This window comes from Salmonella sp. 32100201201700099SM, from assembly GCF_017572645.1.
Lineage (GTDB): Bacteria > Pseudomonadota > Gammaproteobacteria > Enterobacterales > Enterobacteriaceae > Salmonella > Salmonella enterica.
This window is the reverse complement of record NZ_JAGERQ010000013.1, coordinates 135,915-150,345: the sequence shown is the minus strand read 5'-3', so window position 1 is coordinate 150,345 and position 14,431 is coordinate 135,915. Positions and strand designations below refer to the sequence as shown.

General features: G+C 54.1%; 14 protein-coding genes. All 14 read right to left on the bottom strand.

Annotated features, from left to right (window positions below; translation table 11 throughout):
• Nucleotides 1-170: 170 nt before the first annotated feature.
• On the bottom strand, nucleotides 171-563 hold the full coding sequence (gene flhe, locus J4685_RS19610; protein ID WP_001233622.1) for a flagellar protein FlhE: 393 nt from the start codon (nucleotides 561-563) through the stop codon (nucleotides 171-173).
• Nucleotides 563-2,641 (bottom strand): flagellar biosynthesis protein FlhA, encoded by a 2,079-nt coding sequence (flhA, locus tag J4685_RS19605; protein WP_000002392.1) that lies wholly within the window; start codon nucleotides 2,639-2,641, stop codon nucleotides 563-565. Before flhA ends, flhe begins: the two co-directional genes overlap by 1 nt.
• Nucleotides 2,634-3,785 carry a flagellar biosynthesis protein FlhB gene (gene flhB, locus J4685_RS19600; protein WP_000797080.1) on the bottom strand — a complete coding sequence of 384 codons (1,152 nt, stop codon included), beginning with the start codon at nucleotides 3,783-3,785 and terminating at the stop codon, nucleotides 2,634-2,636. Before flhB ends, flhA begins: the two co-directional genes overlap by 8 nt.
• A gap of 193 nt (nucleotides 3,786-3,978) precedes the next feature.
• A complete protein-coding gene (gene cheZ, locus J4685_RS19595) occupies nucleotides 3,979-4,623 on the bottom strand; it encodes a protein phosphatase CheZ (RefSeq protein WP_000983586.1) in 645 nt (214 codons plus the stop codon).
• 10 nt (nucleotides 4,624-4,633) lie between these two features.
• Nucleotides 4,634-5,023 carry a chemotaxis response regulator CheY gene (cheY, locus tag J4685_RS19590; RefSeq protein WP_000763861.1) on the bottom strand — a complete coding sequence of 130 codons (390 nt, stop codon included), beginning with the start codon at nucleotides 5,021-5,023 and terminating at the stop codon, nucleotides 4,634-4,636.
• 17 nt (nucleotides 5,024-5,040) lie between these two features.
• Complete coding sequence (gene cheB, locus J4685_RS19585) at nucleotides 5,041-6,090, bottom strand: protein-glutamate methylesterase/protein glutamine deamidase (RefSeq protein ID WP_000036392.1); 1,050 nt, start codon at nucleotides 6,088-6,090, stop codon at nucleotides 5,041-5,043.
• Complete coding sequence (gene cheR, locus J4685_RS19580; RefSeq protein WP_000204362.1) at nucleotides 6,087-6,953, bottom strand: protein-glutamate O-methyltransferase CheR; 867 nt, start codon at nucleotides 6,951-6,953, stop codon at nucleotides 6,087-6,089. Before cheR ends, cheB begins: the two co-directional genes overlap by 4 nt.
• Nucleotides 6,954-7,113: 160 nt before the next feature.
• The gene (locus J4685_RS19575) at nucleotides 7,114-8,478 is read right to left on the bottom strand and encodes a Tar ligand binding domain-containing protein (RefSeq protein ID WP_000483283.1); all 1,365 of its coding nucleotides are present in this window, start codon (nucleotides 8,476-8,478) and stop codon (nucleotides 7,114-7,116) included.
• A gap of 236 nt (nucleotides 8,479-8,714) precedes the next feature.
• A complete protein-coding gene (cheW, locus tag J4685_RS19570) occupies nucleotides 8,715-9,218 on the bottom strand; it encodes a chemotaxis protein CheW (RefSeq protein ID WP_000147295.1) in 504 nt (167 codons plus the stop codon).
• A 20-nt stretch (nucleotides 9,219-9,238) separates the two neighbouring features.
• A complete protein-coding gene (gene cheA, locus J4685_RS19565; protein WP_000061302.1) occupies nucleotides 9,239-11,254 on the bottom strand; it encodes a chemotaxis protein CheA in 2,016 nt (671 codons plus the stop codon).
• Between the two features lie 4 nt (nucleotides 11,255-11,258).
• On the bottom strand, nucleotides 11,259-12,188 hold the full coding sequence (gene motB, locus J4685_RS19560) for a flagellar motor protein MotB (protein WP_000795653.1): 930 nt from the start codon (nucleotides 12,186-12,188) through the stop codon (nucleotides 11,259-11,261).
• On the bottom strand, nucleotides 12,185-13,072 hold the full coding sequence (gene motA / locus J4685_RS19555; RefSeq protein ID WP_000906312.1) for a flagellar motor stator protein MotA: 888 nt from the start codon (nucleotides 13,070-13,072) through the stop codon (nucleotides 12,185-12,187). Before motA ends, motB begins: the two co-directional genes overlap by 4 nt.
• 125 nt (nucleotides 13,073-13,197) lie before the next feature.
• Entirely contained in the window at nucleotides 13,198-13,782 is a 585-nt protein-coding gene (flhC, locus tag J4685_RS19550) for a flagellar transcriptional regulator FlhC (RefSeq protein ID WP_000605987.1), read from the bottom strand.
• On the bottom strand, nucleotides 13,779-14,120 hold the full coding sequence (gene flhD, locus J4685_RS19545; RefSeq protein ID WP_001518146.1) for a flagellar transcriptional regulator FlhD: 342 nt from the start codon (nucleotides 14,118-14,120) through the stop codon (nucleotides 13,779-13,781). The genes flhC and flhD overlap by 4 nt, the downstream gene beginning before the upstream one ends.
• Nucleotides 14,121-14,431 lie beyond the last annotated feature (311 nt).

The following is a 14,431-nucleotide window of genomic DNA, read 5'->3' as shown; positions in this document are numbered from 1 at the left end:
TTTACGGGCCGTAAGTAACGAAGTTTGATGCAAATGTCAGATCGTATGCGCCTGTTAGGGCGCGGCTGGTAAGAGAGCCTTACAGGCGCATCTGAAAAACCTCCGGCTATGCCGGAGGATATTTATTCAAAAAGAGAGTCAGGTCTGCTACCTGGCAAAGAAAGGAACGGTTAGCGGTAGTTCACAATCACCTGATTGCTCCGCACTTTTAACGCCGGGATAAGTCTGCCGCCGCCGGGGACTTCCCAGACAAAGCGGAGCGGCTCGACTGCGGGAACATGGGCAAAACCGTGGGTCGTGCCACTCTGACCATCGAGTTCTACGCAACGGGACTGGGAACATAACCGTACCCGTAATCCCGCGGGAGTCGGGCCATTCAGTTCATAACGCCAGGCGACCAGCGTCATCACACCGGAAACTGGCTGACGCGCCGACAATGGCGAAGACGATGCGGAAACGCCCCGGTAATTTAAGGTTACGCCCATACCGCTATCCTGCCACGCGCCTTCGCCTGCGGCCTGAACCGTCAGGGGAAAGAGCAACACCGCCAGCCACTTACGCATTATTTTCCTCCAATGGTCGCCGTCATGCGGATATGACGGTTATCGGAAAGCTCAAGGTTCGACAACACCACCAGCTGCGGTAAACTGCGCCGCAGAAAGCGGGACAATAATGGACGTAGCGCATGGTTAACCAGCAATACCGGCGGCGCGCCAAGCATCTCCTGGCGAGAAAGCGCCTCTTGTGTCTGCGCCAGCAGGCGATCCGCTAACCCCGGCTCAAGACCGCCGCCGCCCTGCAATGCCTGAAGTAGCAAACGCTCCAGCGCGGTATCCAGGCCAATCACCTGCACTTCTTCATTACCGGGGAACCACTGTTGCGTAATCGCTCGTCCTAATGCCACGCGTACCACGGCGGTTAATTCATGCGGATCGCTTTGTAACGGCGCATGTTCCGCCAGCGTTTCCAGAATGGTGCGCATATCGCGAATAGGGACTTTTTCCGCCAGTAAGTTCTGCAGGACTTTGTGTAAGGTCGTGAGGGTCACGACGCCGGGGACCAGATCTTCCGTGAGTTTAGGCATCTCCTGAGAGACACGATCCAACAGTTGCTGCGCTTCCTGGCGGCCAAACAGTTCAGCGGAGAATTGGCCAATCAAGTGGTTAAGATGCGTCGCCACAACGGTACTGGCTTCAACGACGGTAAAGCCCTGAATTTGCGCCTGCTCTTTCAGGGCGCTTTCAATCCAGATGGCATCAAGGCCAAAAGCTGGATCGACGGTTTTCTCGCCCGGTAGCGTTCCCGCCGCCGTGCCGGGGTTAATAGCCAGCCAGCGTCCCGGATAGGCGTCCCCGCTGCCGATCTCTACCCCTTTCATCAAAATACGGTAGCGCGCAGGCTGTAAATCCATATTGTCGCGAATATGGACCACCGGCGGCAGGAACCCCATATCCTGCGCGAATTTTTTACGAATGCTGCGAATACGTCCGAGCAATTCGCCATCCTGTTGAAAATCCACCATCGGGATCAGGCGGTAGCCCACTTCCATTCCCAGTGAATCCTCAAGCTGTACGTCATTCCAGGTGGCTTCGACCACCGAGTTATTTTCCGGCATTTTTACCGGCTGCGGCTCCTCTGGCGCTTTTTCTTCACGCCCGCGCAGCCACCATGCCAGGCCGAGCAAAGCGGCGGTAAAAAGTAAAAATACCAGGTTAGGCATTCCTGGCACCATGCCAAGCAGCCCCAGCACCGCCGCTGCCAGCAGCATCACCCTTGGATTACTGAACAGTTGGCCAACCATCTGCTCGCCTACATCCTGATCGGTACTGACGCGGGTCACAATGACGCCCGCCGCCGTGGAGATAACCAGCGCCGGGATCTGGGCGACCAAGCCGTCGCCAATGGTCAGCAGGGTGTAGCTTTCCGCCGCGCTGCCCATGCTCATTCCGTGCTGCAATACGCCGACCAGCAGCCCGCCGACCACGTTAATGACCATGATGAGAATACCGGCGATGGCGTCGCCGCGCACAAATTTACTTGCCCCGTCCATCGAGCCGTAGAAGTCGGCTTCCTGAGTGACTTCCGAACGCCGTTTTTTGGCCTCGTCTTCACCAATCAGACCGGCATTAAGATCGGCGTCAATCGCCATTTGCTTACCGGGCATACCGTCCAGCACAAAGCGCGCGCCGACTTCGGCAATACGTCCGGCGCCTTTGGTGATGACCATGAAGTTGATAATGACGAGGATGATAAAAACCACAATCCCGATCGCGAAGTTACCGCCGACCAGGAAATGACCGAACGCCTCCACCACCTTTCCCGCCGCCGCCGCGCCGGTATGCCCTTCCATCAAAATAATGCGCGTTGAGGCTACGTTAAGCGCCAGACGCAGTAGCGTGGTAAACAGCAGGATGGTCGGAAACGCGGCAAAATCCAGAGTGCGCTGGGTAAACATCGCCACCAGCAGCACCATGATTGATAGCGCAATATTAAAGGTAAATAATAAGTCGAGGATAAAAGCAGGCAGCGGCAGCACCATCATCGACAAAATCAGCAGAATGAGGATCGGCCCGGCAAGAATTTGCCATTGCGTCGATTTCAGGTTGCTGGGCAGGCGCAGCATCGCGACCAGATTAGCCATCAGTATTCTTCTCGTTCATAAAATCCAGCGCTTCTGGCACCGGAAGGTTCTCAGGTTGTGGAGGACGTTGCCCGCCCGCAAGCCGCCAGCGTTTAAGCTGCCAGATCCAGGCCAACACTTCCGCAACGGCAGCATATAACTGCCCGGGAATTTGCTGACCAATTTCGGCGTGGCGATATAATGCCCGCGCCAGCGGCGGCGCTTCTAAAGTGGGAACCCGATGTTCAGCGCCGATCTCGCGAATGCGCAGCGCTATTAATCCAGCCCCCTTCGCGACCACTTTCGGCGCGCTCATTTTGTTTTCGTCATACTGCAGCGCCACGGAATAGTGCGTCGGGTTAGTGACAATGACGTCCGCTTTCGGCACATCTTCCATCATGCGGCGCTGCGCGGCGGCGCGTTGCATCTGGCGAATTTTGCCCTTAACATGCGGATCGCCTTCGCTCTCTTTAAATTCGTCGCGAATGTCCTGTCGCGACATGCGTAATTTTTTCAGGTGGCTAAAGATCTGGAAAAACACGTCAAATCCCACCATCGGAATCACGCCCAGTACCACCAGTAACGCGCAGAGTCCAACCAGATCCAGCGCATTCCCCATTGCGACGATCGGCGACTCCGCCATCAGGCGCATCATTTGCGGCCAGTGATGCCAGAGATAAAAGCCGGTAACGCAGCCGACCAGCGTGGATTTCAACACCGCTTTTAGCAGTTCCGCGCCGGTCTGCGCCGAAAACATGCGCTTAATTCCCGGCAGCGGGTTTAATTTAGAAAATTTTGGCTGTAGCGACTTACCGCTAAAAATCAGGCCGCCAAGCATAACCGGCGAGATAAGCGCCACCAGCACCACGCCCGCGATGAGCGGTAGCAGTGCCATCATCGCCGCTTTAATCAGCAAAATTATCTGCCCCAGGATCAGGTTAGGATCGTTCACCATACGGTGATCGAAGTGCAGGCCTGCTGAGAGCATTCCCGCCAGCTGCCGCGCTAACGACTCGCCGCCGAACCAAATAATACAAACGCCCACCAGCAATATCAGCAGTGAGGTCAGTTCTCTGGAACGGGGGATCTGCCCTTCTTCCCGCGCTTTTTCAAGTCGGTGGGGTGTGGGGGCTTCTGTTTTGTCGTCGTCGCTCTCTTCTGCCACGCAGCAAACCCTGGATAGATTGATAAGCGAGAATGATGCCAGAACCGCTTTACGCCAATGGGCAGAGTAAGCGGTAAAAAAGGCGGGGTTTATGGCGTTAATAGAGATAGCCGGATACGATAAGAAAGTCTCGTATCCGGCCTGGTTGACGGATTCGGACCCGATAAGCGCCGCGCCATCAGGTCAAAAAAGCTTAAAAGCCAAGACTGTCCAGCAGGTCGTCCACCTGATCCTGACTGGCAACGACGCCAGCTTTCGAAGTATCCACCTGCGGGCCGTTGAGTAAGCTTTCGTTCTCGCGTTTTGGTCGCGCGCTCTGTTCCGGGATGTTTTCCAGCAGCACCATTAACAACTGGCGCTCAATCTCCTGAATCACGTCCATCATGCGTTTGATCACCTGACCCGTCAGATCCTGGAAATCCTGCGCCATCATAATGTCCAGCAGTTGCGCGTTAGTAAAGCTGGTATGGCCCGGGACATCCCTGAGAAACTGGCGCGTATCCGTCACCAGTTCACGGGCGTCGGAAAGCTCGATCGGATTGTCAAACCACTCGTCCCAACGTTGGGTTAGCGCTTTCGCCTCTTTTTCCATCGCATCCTGATGCGGCTGCGAGGCTTCGACACTGTTTAGCGCGCGTTCCGCCGCCTGCGCCGTCATCTGGACGACATAATCCAGACGGTCGCGCGCATCAGGGATCGCCTCCGCCGCTTCGGCAATCGCCTGGTCCAGCCCCAGTTCACGCAGGCTGTCGCGCAGCATTCGGGTCAGACTACCGATGCGCGCAATGATGTCTCCTGCTGAGCCTTCATCAGCAGGCTTGATAGATGGTTGCATCATCATCGCATCCTCACATGCCCAGTTTCTCAAAGATTTTGTTGAGCTTCTCTTCCAGAGTCGCTGCGGTGAACGGTTTTACGACATAACCGCTGGCGCCAGCCTGTGCGGCGGCGATAATATTCTCTTTCTTGGCTTCCGCCGTGACCATCAACACGGGTAACGCCGACATGGCGCTATCGGCGCGAATGGTTTTCAGCAGCTCCAGGCCATCCATATTCGGCATGTTCCAGTCGGAGATAATAAAACCAAAGCCGCCCGCCTGGAGCTTGTTCAGCGCATCGACGCCGTCTTCGGCCTCTTCCACATTGTTAAATCCAAGCTCTTTTAAGAGGTTGCGCACGATACGACGCATGGTCGAAAAGTCATCCACAACCAAAAATTTAAGCTCTTTATCCGCCATAAAATACTACTCCTGGTTCAAATACGTATCGCCTGTCCGGCACTGATTTTCGCCAGCATCTGCTGGCTTACCTGGCTAAGATCGACCACTTCGCTTACGCCACCCATATTGATGGCCTCGCGCGGCATGCCGAACACCACACAACTTGCTTCGTTTTGCGCAATGGTCCAGGCGCCAGCCTGGTACATCGCTAACATTCCAGCGGCGCCATCGTTGCCCATCCCCGTAAGAATGACGCCTACGGCGTTGCGCCCCGCGTGTTTCGCCACCGAATGAAACAGCACATCCACGGAAGGCCGATGTCGGTTTACCGGCGGGCCATCATGAATTTTGATTTGATAATTCGCCCCGCTACGCGCCAGCTCCATATGCTTGTCGCCGGGCGCAATGTAGGCATGACCTGGCAATACGCGTTCGCCGTCCTCCGCCTCCTTCACGCTGATTTGACAGAGTTTATTCAGACGCTCGGCAAACGAGCGGGTAAAGCCAGGCGGCATATGCTGCGTAATAATCACTGCCGGACTGGAAAGCGGCAGCGGTTGCAGCACATGTCGGATAGCTTCAGTACCGCCCGTTGAAGCGCCGATAGCAATCAGTTTTTCCGAACTGAGCAGCGGACCGGCTTTTAAGGTTGTCGGGGCCGCCATCGGTTTATGTGCGGCGATGCGGGCCCGCGCAGCGGTACGCACTTTTTCGGCGATCATCTCGCTATACGCCAGCATACCTTCACGAATGCCAAGCTGCGGTTTAGTGACAAAATCGATGGCCCCCAACTCCAGCGCCCGTAGCGTCACTTCGGAACCTTTCCCGGTCAGCGAAGAGACCATCACCACCGGCATCGGTCGCAGGCGCATCAGTTTTTCCAGAAAATCGAGGCCGTCCATACGCGGCATCTCAACGTCCAGGGTCAATACGTCCGGATTAAATTTTTTGATGAGATCCCTGGCGACCAACGGGTCCGGCGCAGTCGCCACCATCTCCATATCGCTATGGCTATTAATAATTTCAGTCATGATTTGGCGCATTAGCGCGGAATCATCAACTGACAATACCCTGATTTTACTCATGCTTTATCCTTACTTAGCGCATACACCGTCTGTCCGCGCAGGCTAAACTCGCGCACGAGGTTGCTAAAGTTTTCTGAGTGACCGGCAAACAACAGTCCGTCAGGTTTAAGGAGTGGAACAAAACGGCGCAGAATGTCCTCCTGAGTCGTTTTATCAAAATAGATCATGACGTTACGGCAAAAAATCGCGTCAAAGGGACCGGGTACGTTGTACTGCTTTTCCAATAAATTAACGGAGGAAAATTCAACATAATTGGCCAGTTCCTGACGCACGCGCACCAGTCCTTCATGCGGCCCCGTACCGCGCATGAAGTAACGTTGTAGCTGCTGCGGCGATAACGTTTTCAGTTCGCTGAGGCGATAAATACCGCTTCTCGCTTTTTCCAGCACTTCAGTATCAATATCGCTGGCGAATACTTTCCAGCGACCGGGGGCCATCCCTAACGCATCCGCCAGCGTAATGGCGATACTGTAAGGTTCTTCTCCTGTCGATGCCGCCGCACTCCAGACGCGGTACTCGCCGTGGCGGCGACGCGCATGTTCCGCAAGGATGGGAAAATGGTGCGCCTCGCGAAAAAAAGCGGTCAGGTTGGTAGTCAGAGCGTTGATAAAAGCCTGCCACTCAGCGCTGTTTTGATTAGCCTCCAGCATACTGAGATAACGGCCAAAATCATCCAGTCCCAGGGCACGCAGCCGACGGACCAGGCGGTTATAAACCATATCCCGCTTATGGTCGGCCAGCACGATCCCTGCGCGCTGGTAGATTAATTGACATATCCGACGAAAATGCGCGTCGGACAGCGCGAGGCGCTGTGTCATCTGTAACAATACTGACGTTTGCCCGGAGGGCAGAGATGATGTCATAGCGCCTTCTTAATCACATTCAAAGTACAACGGGCGCGCCCTGCGGCAGCGCCATGCTTCCCGTATTACACATTTTTTGCTTTTATCTATGCGAACCAGACGAAAGGGATCGGCGGGTTCGCAAATTAATCGATAACCGACAGCACACAGCGCACGTCGATCAGAAGGTTTCCCAGTTCGCATCATCCCCGGCGGCTAATGGCCGCGGCGTATTGCCGGACTGAGCGTCCACTGACAAACGCATCTCAGGTTTATTTACCGCCAGCGGTCGCGATGCCAGGCGGAAAGCCGATACCGCCTGGGCGCTGCGGCTGGCCAGATTACGCACCTCGCCTGCCACGACCGCAAAACCGCGCCCCTGCTCTCCCGCGCGCGCCGCTTCTACCGCCGCGTTCAGCGCCAGAATGTTAGTCTGGAAGGCAATACCGTCGATAACGCTGATAATGTCAGCGATTTTTTTCGAACTGTCGGCAATTTCGTGCATGGTGTTTACCACGCCGTCGACCACTTTGCCGCCATGGCGTGCGGTCTCGGAGGCGCTTTGCGCCAGTTGCGAAGCCTGACGGGCGTTATCGGCGTTTTGCTTCACGGTGGCCGTCAGTTGTTCCATGCTGGCAGCCGTCTCCTCCAGAGCGGAGGCCTGCTGTTCGGTACGGGAAGAGAGGTCGGTATTACCGGCGGCAATTTCACTGGTGCCGGAATAAATCGCATCCGAACCTTCACGAACCTGCGTCACGGTGTCAATCAGCGAGCGTTGCATATGTTCAACCGTTCCCGCCAGTTCGCCAATTTCATTACGTCCTGAGACGGTGAGCGTTTTCGTCAGGTCGCCGCTGGCAATTTCACGGATATGAGTAATCACTCGCGCTAATGGGTTAAGCAGGGCATGACGAATGCCGAACCAAACCACCATCAAAATCAGCACCAGCACGACCGCAAGCCCCCCCAGTTGCCATTGCGCAAAACGGTAGTCATGAGCGCTTTGATCAAATGTCTGGCGGTACAGGTTTTCGCTTACCCGGGCGTAATTGCCCAGCGCCTCGCCCAACGCGTTTTGCATTCCCTGGGTTGGCTGGGCGAAGTAGGCATCCATATTGCCATTGTCCAGAAACTGAATAAGTTCGGCTAATGCGGCCTGATAGTGCTGATATTTTTCATCGACGTTCGCGCTGGCCTCCGCCATCGCTGGCAATGGCGTCATGTTTTTGAAATTGGCGTAGTGCGCCGCCTGTGCGAGGGTCGTTTTTGCATTCTGGAGTAAATCCGTTTTGGCGCTGCTCTGCTGGTTAGAAGCGTCCATCATCATGCGTGCGGCGGAGCGGCTCAGGTTAATGCGCGTTTGCAGCATTAAGTCCCATGTCGACGTGAGTTCGCTTTGTTGCTGACGTAATTCGTTAGAAATAACAAAACCTTGCTGGTTATGCTGTAATGAAGAAAACAGCAAACCACCGGAAACAAGCTGTAGCAGTGCGAAAACCCCCAGCACCATCATCAGCATTGTGACAACGCGGATACGGTTAAACATAAGGCACCTTCCTGATAACGAGTTATCAACGTTATCGGCACCTGCGGTGATAACTTTACTTTTGCAAAAAGGAAATACGCTGTTCCGGAAGACGATATTGACAATAACAGCGTCGCAGCGGCGATGTCGGCACAAAATGCAGGGGCTGGGCGCGGGCGATGAAGAGGCACTCTCACCGCTGGCGGAAGCATAACGGTGAATATTGCCGGATGGCGCGACGCCATCCGGCAACGTTATTACGCGACGTGTGATGCTGCGATATCCAGCAGCGCCATCTCTTCGCTGTTAAGCAGTTTTTCGATATTCACCAGAATCAGCATACGCTCGCCGAGCGCGCCCAATCCCGTCAAATATTCTGTTGACAAGGTCACGGCAAATTCTGGCGCCGGACGGATCTGTTCCGCCGTTAACGACAGTACGTCAGACACGCCGTCTACCACTATCCCGACGACGCGTTGCCCCAGATTCAGTACGATCACTACCGTATTGTCATCGTACTCTACGTCGCCTTCGCAGAATTTCACGCGCAGATCGACAATGGGTACAATCACGCCGCGCAGGTTGGTCACCCCTTTTATAAAGGCCGGTGTATTGGCGATGCGCGTCACCTGGTCATAGCCACGGATCTCCTGCACTTTCAGGATATCGATGCCGTACTCTTCATTTCCCAGTGTAAACACCAGGAATTCCTGACCTGACGGCTCGCCGGCCAGTTTGCTTACATTACTCATACCGGTCATATTATTCCCTTCTCACTCAATCAGGCGGCTGTGATCGCCATACGTTGTTCGCGGTTTAAACCCTGCAATGCGGAAACATCAACAATCAGCGCGACGCTGCCGTCGCCCAGGATCGTCGCGGCGGAAATCCCCGGTACCTTGCGATAATTGCTTTCCAGATTTTTGACCACCACCTGGTGCTGACCGATGAGCTGATCGACCAGCAGCGCGTAACGGCGTCCCGCGCTTTGCAGGATCACAACAATGCCCTGCGTGGCTTCGGTTTTCGCCCCGTCCACGTCAAACACTTTCCACAATTCGACCAGCGGCAAATACTCGCCGCGAACTTCCAGAACCCGTTCGCCGCCCGCCAGCGGATGAAGATCCTCTTCACGCGGTTGCAGCGACTCCATCACCGCATTTAACGGCAGGATAAAAACTTCTCCCGCCACGCGAACCGACATCCCATCGAGGATGGCCAGCGTCAGCGGCAGCAGAATACGAATCGTGGTGCCGGAGCCTTGTTTTGACTGGATCTCAACGTGACCGCCCATCTCCTGAATGTTACGTTTCACCACATCCATGCCAACGCCGCGACCGGAAACATCCGTGACCTGTTCCGCAGTTGAGAATCCCGGCGCGAAGATCAACATGCCTACTTCATCGTCGGTCATGTTTTCATTCACCGCCATCCCCTGCGACATGGCCTTCGCCAGGATACGCTCACGGTTAAGCCCCGCGCCGTCATCGGTCACTTCAATACAAATATTCCCGCCCTGATGTTCTGCGGAAAGAATCAGGTTGCCGACAACATTTTTCCCCGCCTCAAGGCGTTTTTCCGGCATTTCAATCCCGTGGTCGAGACTGTTGCGCACCAGGTGCGTCAGCGGGTCGATAATGCGTTCGATCAGGCTTTTATCAAGTTCAGTGGAGCTCCCCACCAGCGTCAGCTCTACCTGCTTGCCCAGTTTGCCCGCTAAATCGCGTACCAGACGCGGGAAACGGCTGAAGACGTACTCCATAGGCATCATACGAATCGACATCACCGACTCTTGTAAGTCGCGGGCGTTACGTTGTAACTGACCCATACTGGTAATGAGATCGCCGTGGTTTACCGGGTCCAGCTCATTAGAACGCTGGGCCAACATTGACTGGGTAATCACTAACTCGCCGACCAGGTTTATGAGCTGATCCACTTTCTCTACCGCCACGCGAATGCTGGTGGACTCGCGTTCACGCGCAGGTTTTTCACGCCCCGCATGATGTTCATGGGCCGCGCTTTTGGCGGCTGGCGCAACGACTGCCGGAGGCGCTACCGGCGCTACCTCGGTTTTCTCTTGCGCTTTTTCCACGGGCGCGGCGACCACTTTTTCAAAAGCGATCTGATCGGCCTCGATGACAAAACAGAGCACCGCGACAATGTCATCTTCCGCGACGCTGCCATCCAGAGTTGCCGACAGTGAATCCGCCCCCTTAACGACATCCGTCAGAGTAGCCAGATTGCCCAACTCTTCTTCAAGCAGATCGACCTCATTGGCTTTCAACCGTGAAAGTACAATGCGCAGTTTACTCTCGTCACGAGGCGATTCGGTTTCGGCTACGCTCTCTTCCTGGATCGCCGCGCTTAGTGCCGCGGTTTCTACGACCGCCGGCGTGGTTTCGCCTTTCGCCTCCAGCGCCAACTGGCGTAGCGCATTGCAGATATATTCGAAGCTTGCGGCATCCGGCTCTTCGGAGTTTTTATAGGCGTCGAGCTGTTCCTGCATAATATCTTTCGTTTCCAAAAACAGGTTGATAATGTCGGTATTGAGCTGCATTTCACCGCGTCGGGCTTCATCCAGCAGGTTTTCCATTAAATGCGTGGTTTCCTGCAGAATAGTGAAGCCGAATGTGCCCGCGCCGCCTTTAATGGAGTGCGCCGCGCGAAAAATGGCGTTCAGTTGTTCAGCGTCCGGGGACTCCGGCACCAAATCCAGCAGATGCTGCTCCATATCAGCCAACAGCTCGTCAGCTTCATCAAAAAATGTCTGATAAAAATCGCTAATATCCATGCTCATGCTATCACCTCGGTTCCGCTTTTGGCGATGTGGGTACGCTTGCCGGCGGGGCTGCCGCAGGCTGTTGTAATACACTTACCGGCTCATTCTGGCTTTCAGCGTTTTCATGCAAAATGGCCTGTTCCGCCTGTTTGTTTAACACCAGCAGGCTTATACGGCGGTTGATGGCGTCATCAGGACCGCGATCGCTCAGCCGCATCGTGGCGGCCATGCCAACCACCCGTAATACTTTTCCGTTATCCAGCCCCCCAGCGACCAGTTCGCGACGCGAAGCATTGGCGCGATCGGCGGATAATTCCCAGTTGCTGTAGCCTTTTTCGCCGTTCGCGTAGGGAAAGTCATCGGTATGGCCGGCCAGGCTAATGCGATTAGGTATACCGTTTAACACTGGCGCAATCGCACGCAGGATATCGCGCATATACGGCTCAACTTCGGCGCTGCCGGTTTTAAACATCGGGCGGTTCTGGCTGTCGATAATCTGGATGCGCAACCCCTCCTGAACTAAATCAATTTTCAGATGCGGACGTAACGCGCGCAGTTTGGGATCGGATTCGATCAGTTGATCCAGATCGCCGCGCAGTTTGTTTAAGCGACTCTGCTCCATCCGTTTTTTCAGCTCGTCGATATTCGGCTGCTTTTCCACTTCACCCTGCTGTTGGGTGTAATCATCGCCGCCGCCTGGTATCGGGCTCTCGCTATTGGCAATCCGATTTCCCCCCGTTACCGCGGTGGCCAACGGCGTACGAAAATATTCGGCAATCTGAATTAATTCTTTAGGGCTGGAGATGGAAATCAGCCACATCACCAGAAAAAAAGCCATCATCGCCGTCATAAAATCGGCGTAGGCAATTTTCCAGGAACCGTGCGCCCCGCCGCCGTGCGGTTTGTGCCTGCGGCGTTTTACGACGACAATGGGATGAGCCTGATTTTTCATGCTTCCTCAGTCGTCTGCTGCTGGTTTGGGTTTCTCACTGCGCGAACGTGTTCTTCCAACTCAATAAACGATGGACGCTCACTGGAATAAAGCGTTTTACGACCAAATTCTACGGCAATCGGCGGCGCATAGCCGTTCAGATTAGACAGCAGTGTAATTTTTACGCACTGCATCATCTTGGTGGTTTCGGCGCTCTTCTGGCGCAAAACGGTCGCTAACGGTGAAATGAATCCATAAGCCAGTAAAATACCGAGGAACGTACCTACCATGGCATGGGCAATCAGCGCCCCCAACTCCGCTGCCGGACGATCGGCTGAAGCCAGAGCGTGAACCACCCCCATTACCGCCGCGACGATACCAAAGGCAGGCAGCGAATCCCCCACCATCGCCAGACTGTTGGCCGGGACTTCCGCCTCGCTTTCATGGGTTTCAATCTCTTCATCCATCAACGCTTCAATTTCGAACGTATTCATGTTGCCGCTGATGATCAGGCGCAGATAATCGACAATAAAATCAAGCATTACCGCATCGGCCAGAATACGCGGATAACTGGCGAAGATTTCACTCTCTTTCGGATTTTCAATATCGCGTTCAAGGGAGAACATCCCCTGCTGGCGTGATTTGGCCATCAGGCGATAGAGCAACGCCAGCAAATCCATGTACATAGATTTTGTGTATTTCGAACGACGAAATAACAACGGGATCGCTTTCATCGTGCCTTTGATGGCCTTCCCGTTGTTGCCGACAATGAACGCCCCTATCCCTGCGCCGCCAATGATGACCAGTTCAGCAGGTTGATAGAGTGCCCCAAGGTGTCCGCCGGTCATGACATAACCGCCGAAAACTGTACCGATAACCACCAGGTAACCTAATAAGATAAGCACGACATCATCCTTCCGCTGTTGACTATGACAGGATGCGCAGTCGGGCGATTAACGCGAAGGCAAGGCAAAAAAAAAGCAGCGGTAATAACTTACCGCTGCTGGAGTGTTTGTCCACACCGTTTCGGTTAAACAGCCTGTTCGATCTGTTCATCCAGCAGTTGTGGAATAATATCGGCAGCATCTCGGGAAAGTTTACGTCTTTTTACTGCGCGGGATGGCGGCTGGCATAAACTACACGCAAAGCTGCCTACGGGCTGATGCGCATGGGTAATAAAGTTCCCACCGCAGCAGTTACAGCTCGACAATTCGAGCAACCCACTTTCAACAAAACGCACCAACGTCCATGCGCGAGTCAGCGCCAACAACGGCCCTTCAGGCGGTTGCGGACACTGCTCAAGATAAAGCCGATAAGCTTTAATCACCGCATCCACACCGCTGCATAAGCCGGTTTTCAGTAAAAATTGCCAGGCGTTGCAGAACATGGAGGCATGAATATTTTGCTCCCAGGTCATAAACCAGTCTGTCGAAAATGGCAGCATCCCTTTAGGCGGCGGGCTACCGCGTAATTCTTTGTACAGCCTGATGAGGCGACCACGGCTGAGCTGTGTTTCGCTTTCCAGCATTTGTAGACGAGCGCCAAGATTAATCAACTCCATCGCCAACTGGATATCGCGAGCTTCCTGAACAATGCTTTTTTCACTCATTATCATGCCCTTTTCTTACGCGCCGTATCGTCCACTTCATTGAGCAGACGCGTTGAAAGCATGATACCTGTGTGAATCTGCTGTAAATCATCGACGCGCGAATCCTGAGTCAAACGGGTGATCGTCTGATGATCGTCAAACCGGAAATGACAAACTAACTGGTTCGTCTCCGCCAGTTTGACCATCTGCGGCAGGGTCAACGCGCCCAGTGTGTTTGCCATCTCTTCGTTGATACCGAGGCGGAACATCGCAGATGCTTTGTCCTGGACGATCAAACGCTGTGCAAGGAGTAAATATGACAAATTGATGTCATAAATGTGTTTTAGCAACTCGGATGTATGCATTGTTCCCATCCAGAATAACCAACTTTATTTTTGTGCGACGTAGCCGCACCCCGTGATGTCGCCGGGAAGGCCCGGTAAAAGAAGCAAAAAGGTCAAATGCATAGCAGCGCTCAGACATTGTGGACATTGTGACGTATAACGCAGCTTCCCACTGGGATTCGCCTTACACGTTTACATCAATTTTTACAAATGCCTAAGATTTTTCTTAATTCGACACAACTCTACTCGTCAGCTTCGTGACATACAACGGAACGGGACGGCGATTTTAGAAAATATGTGATGTAGATCACATAATTTAACAGAATACTTAC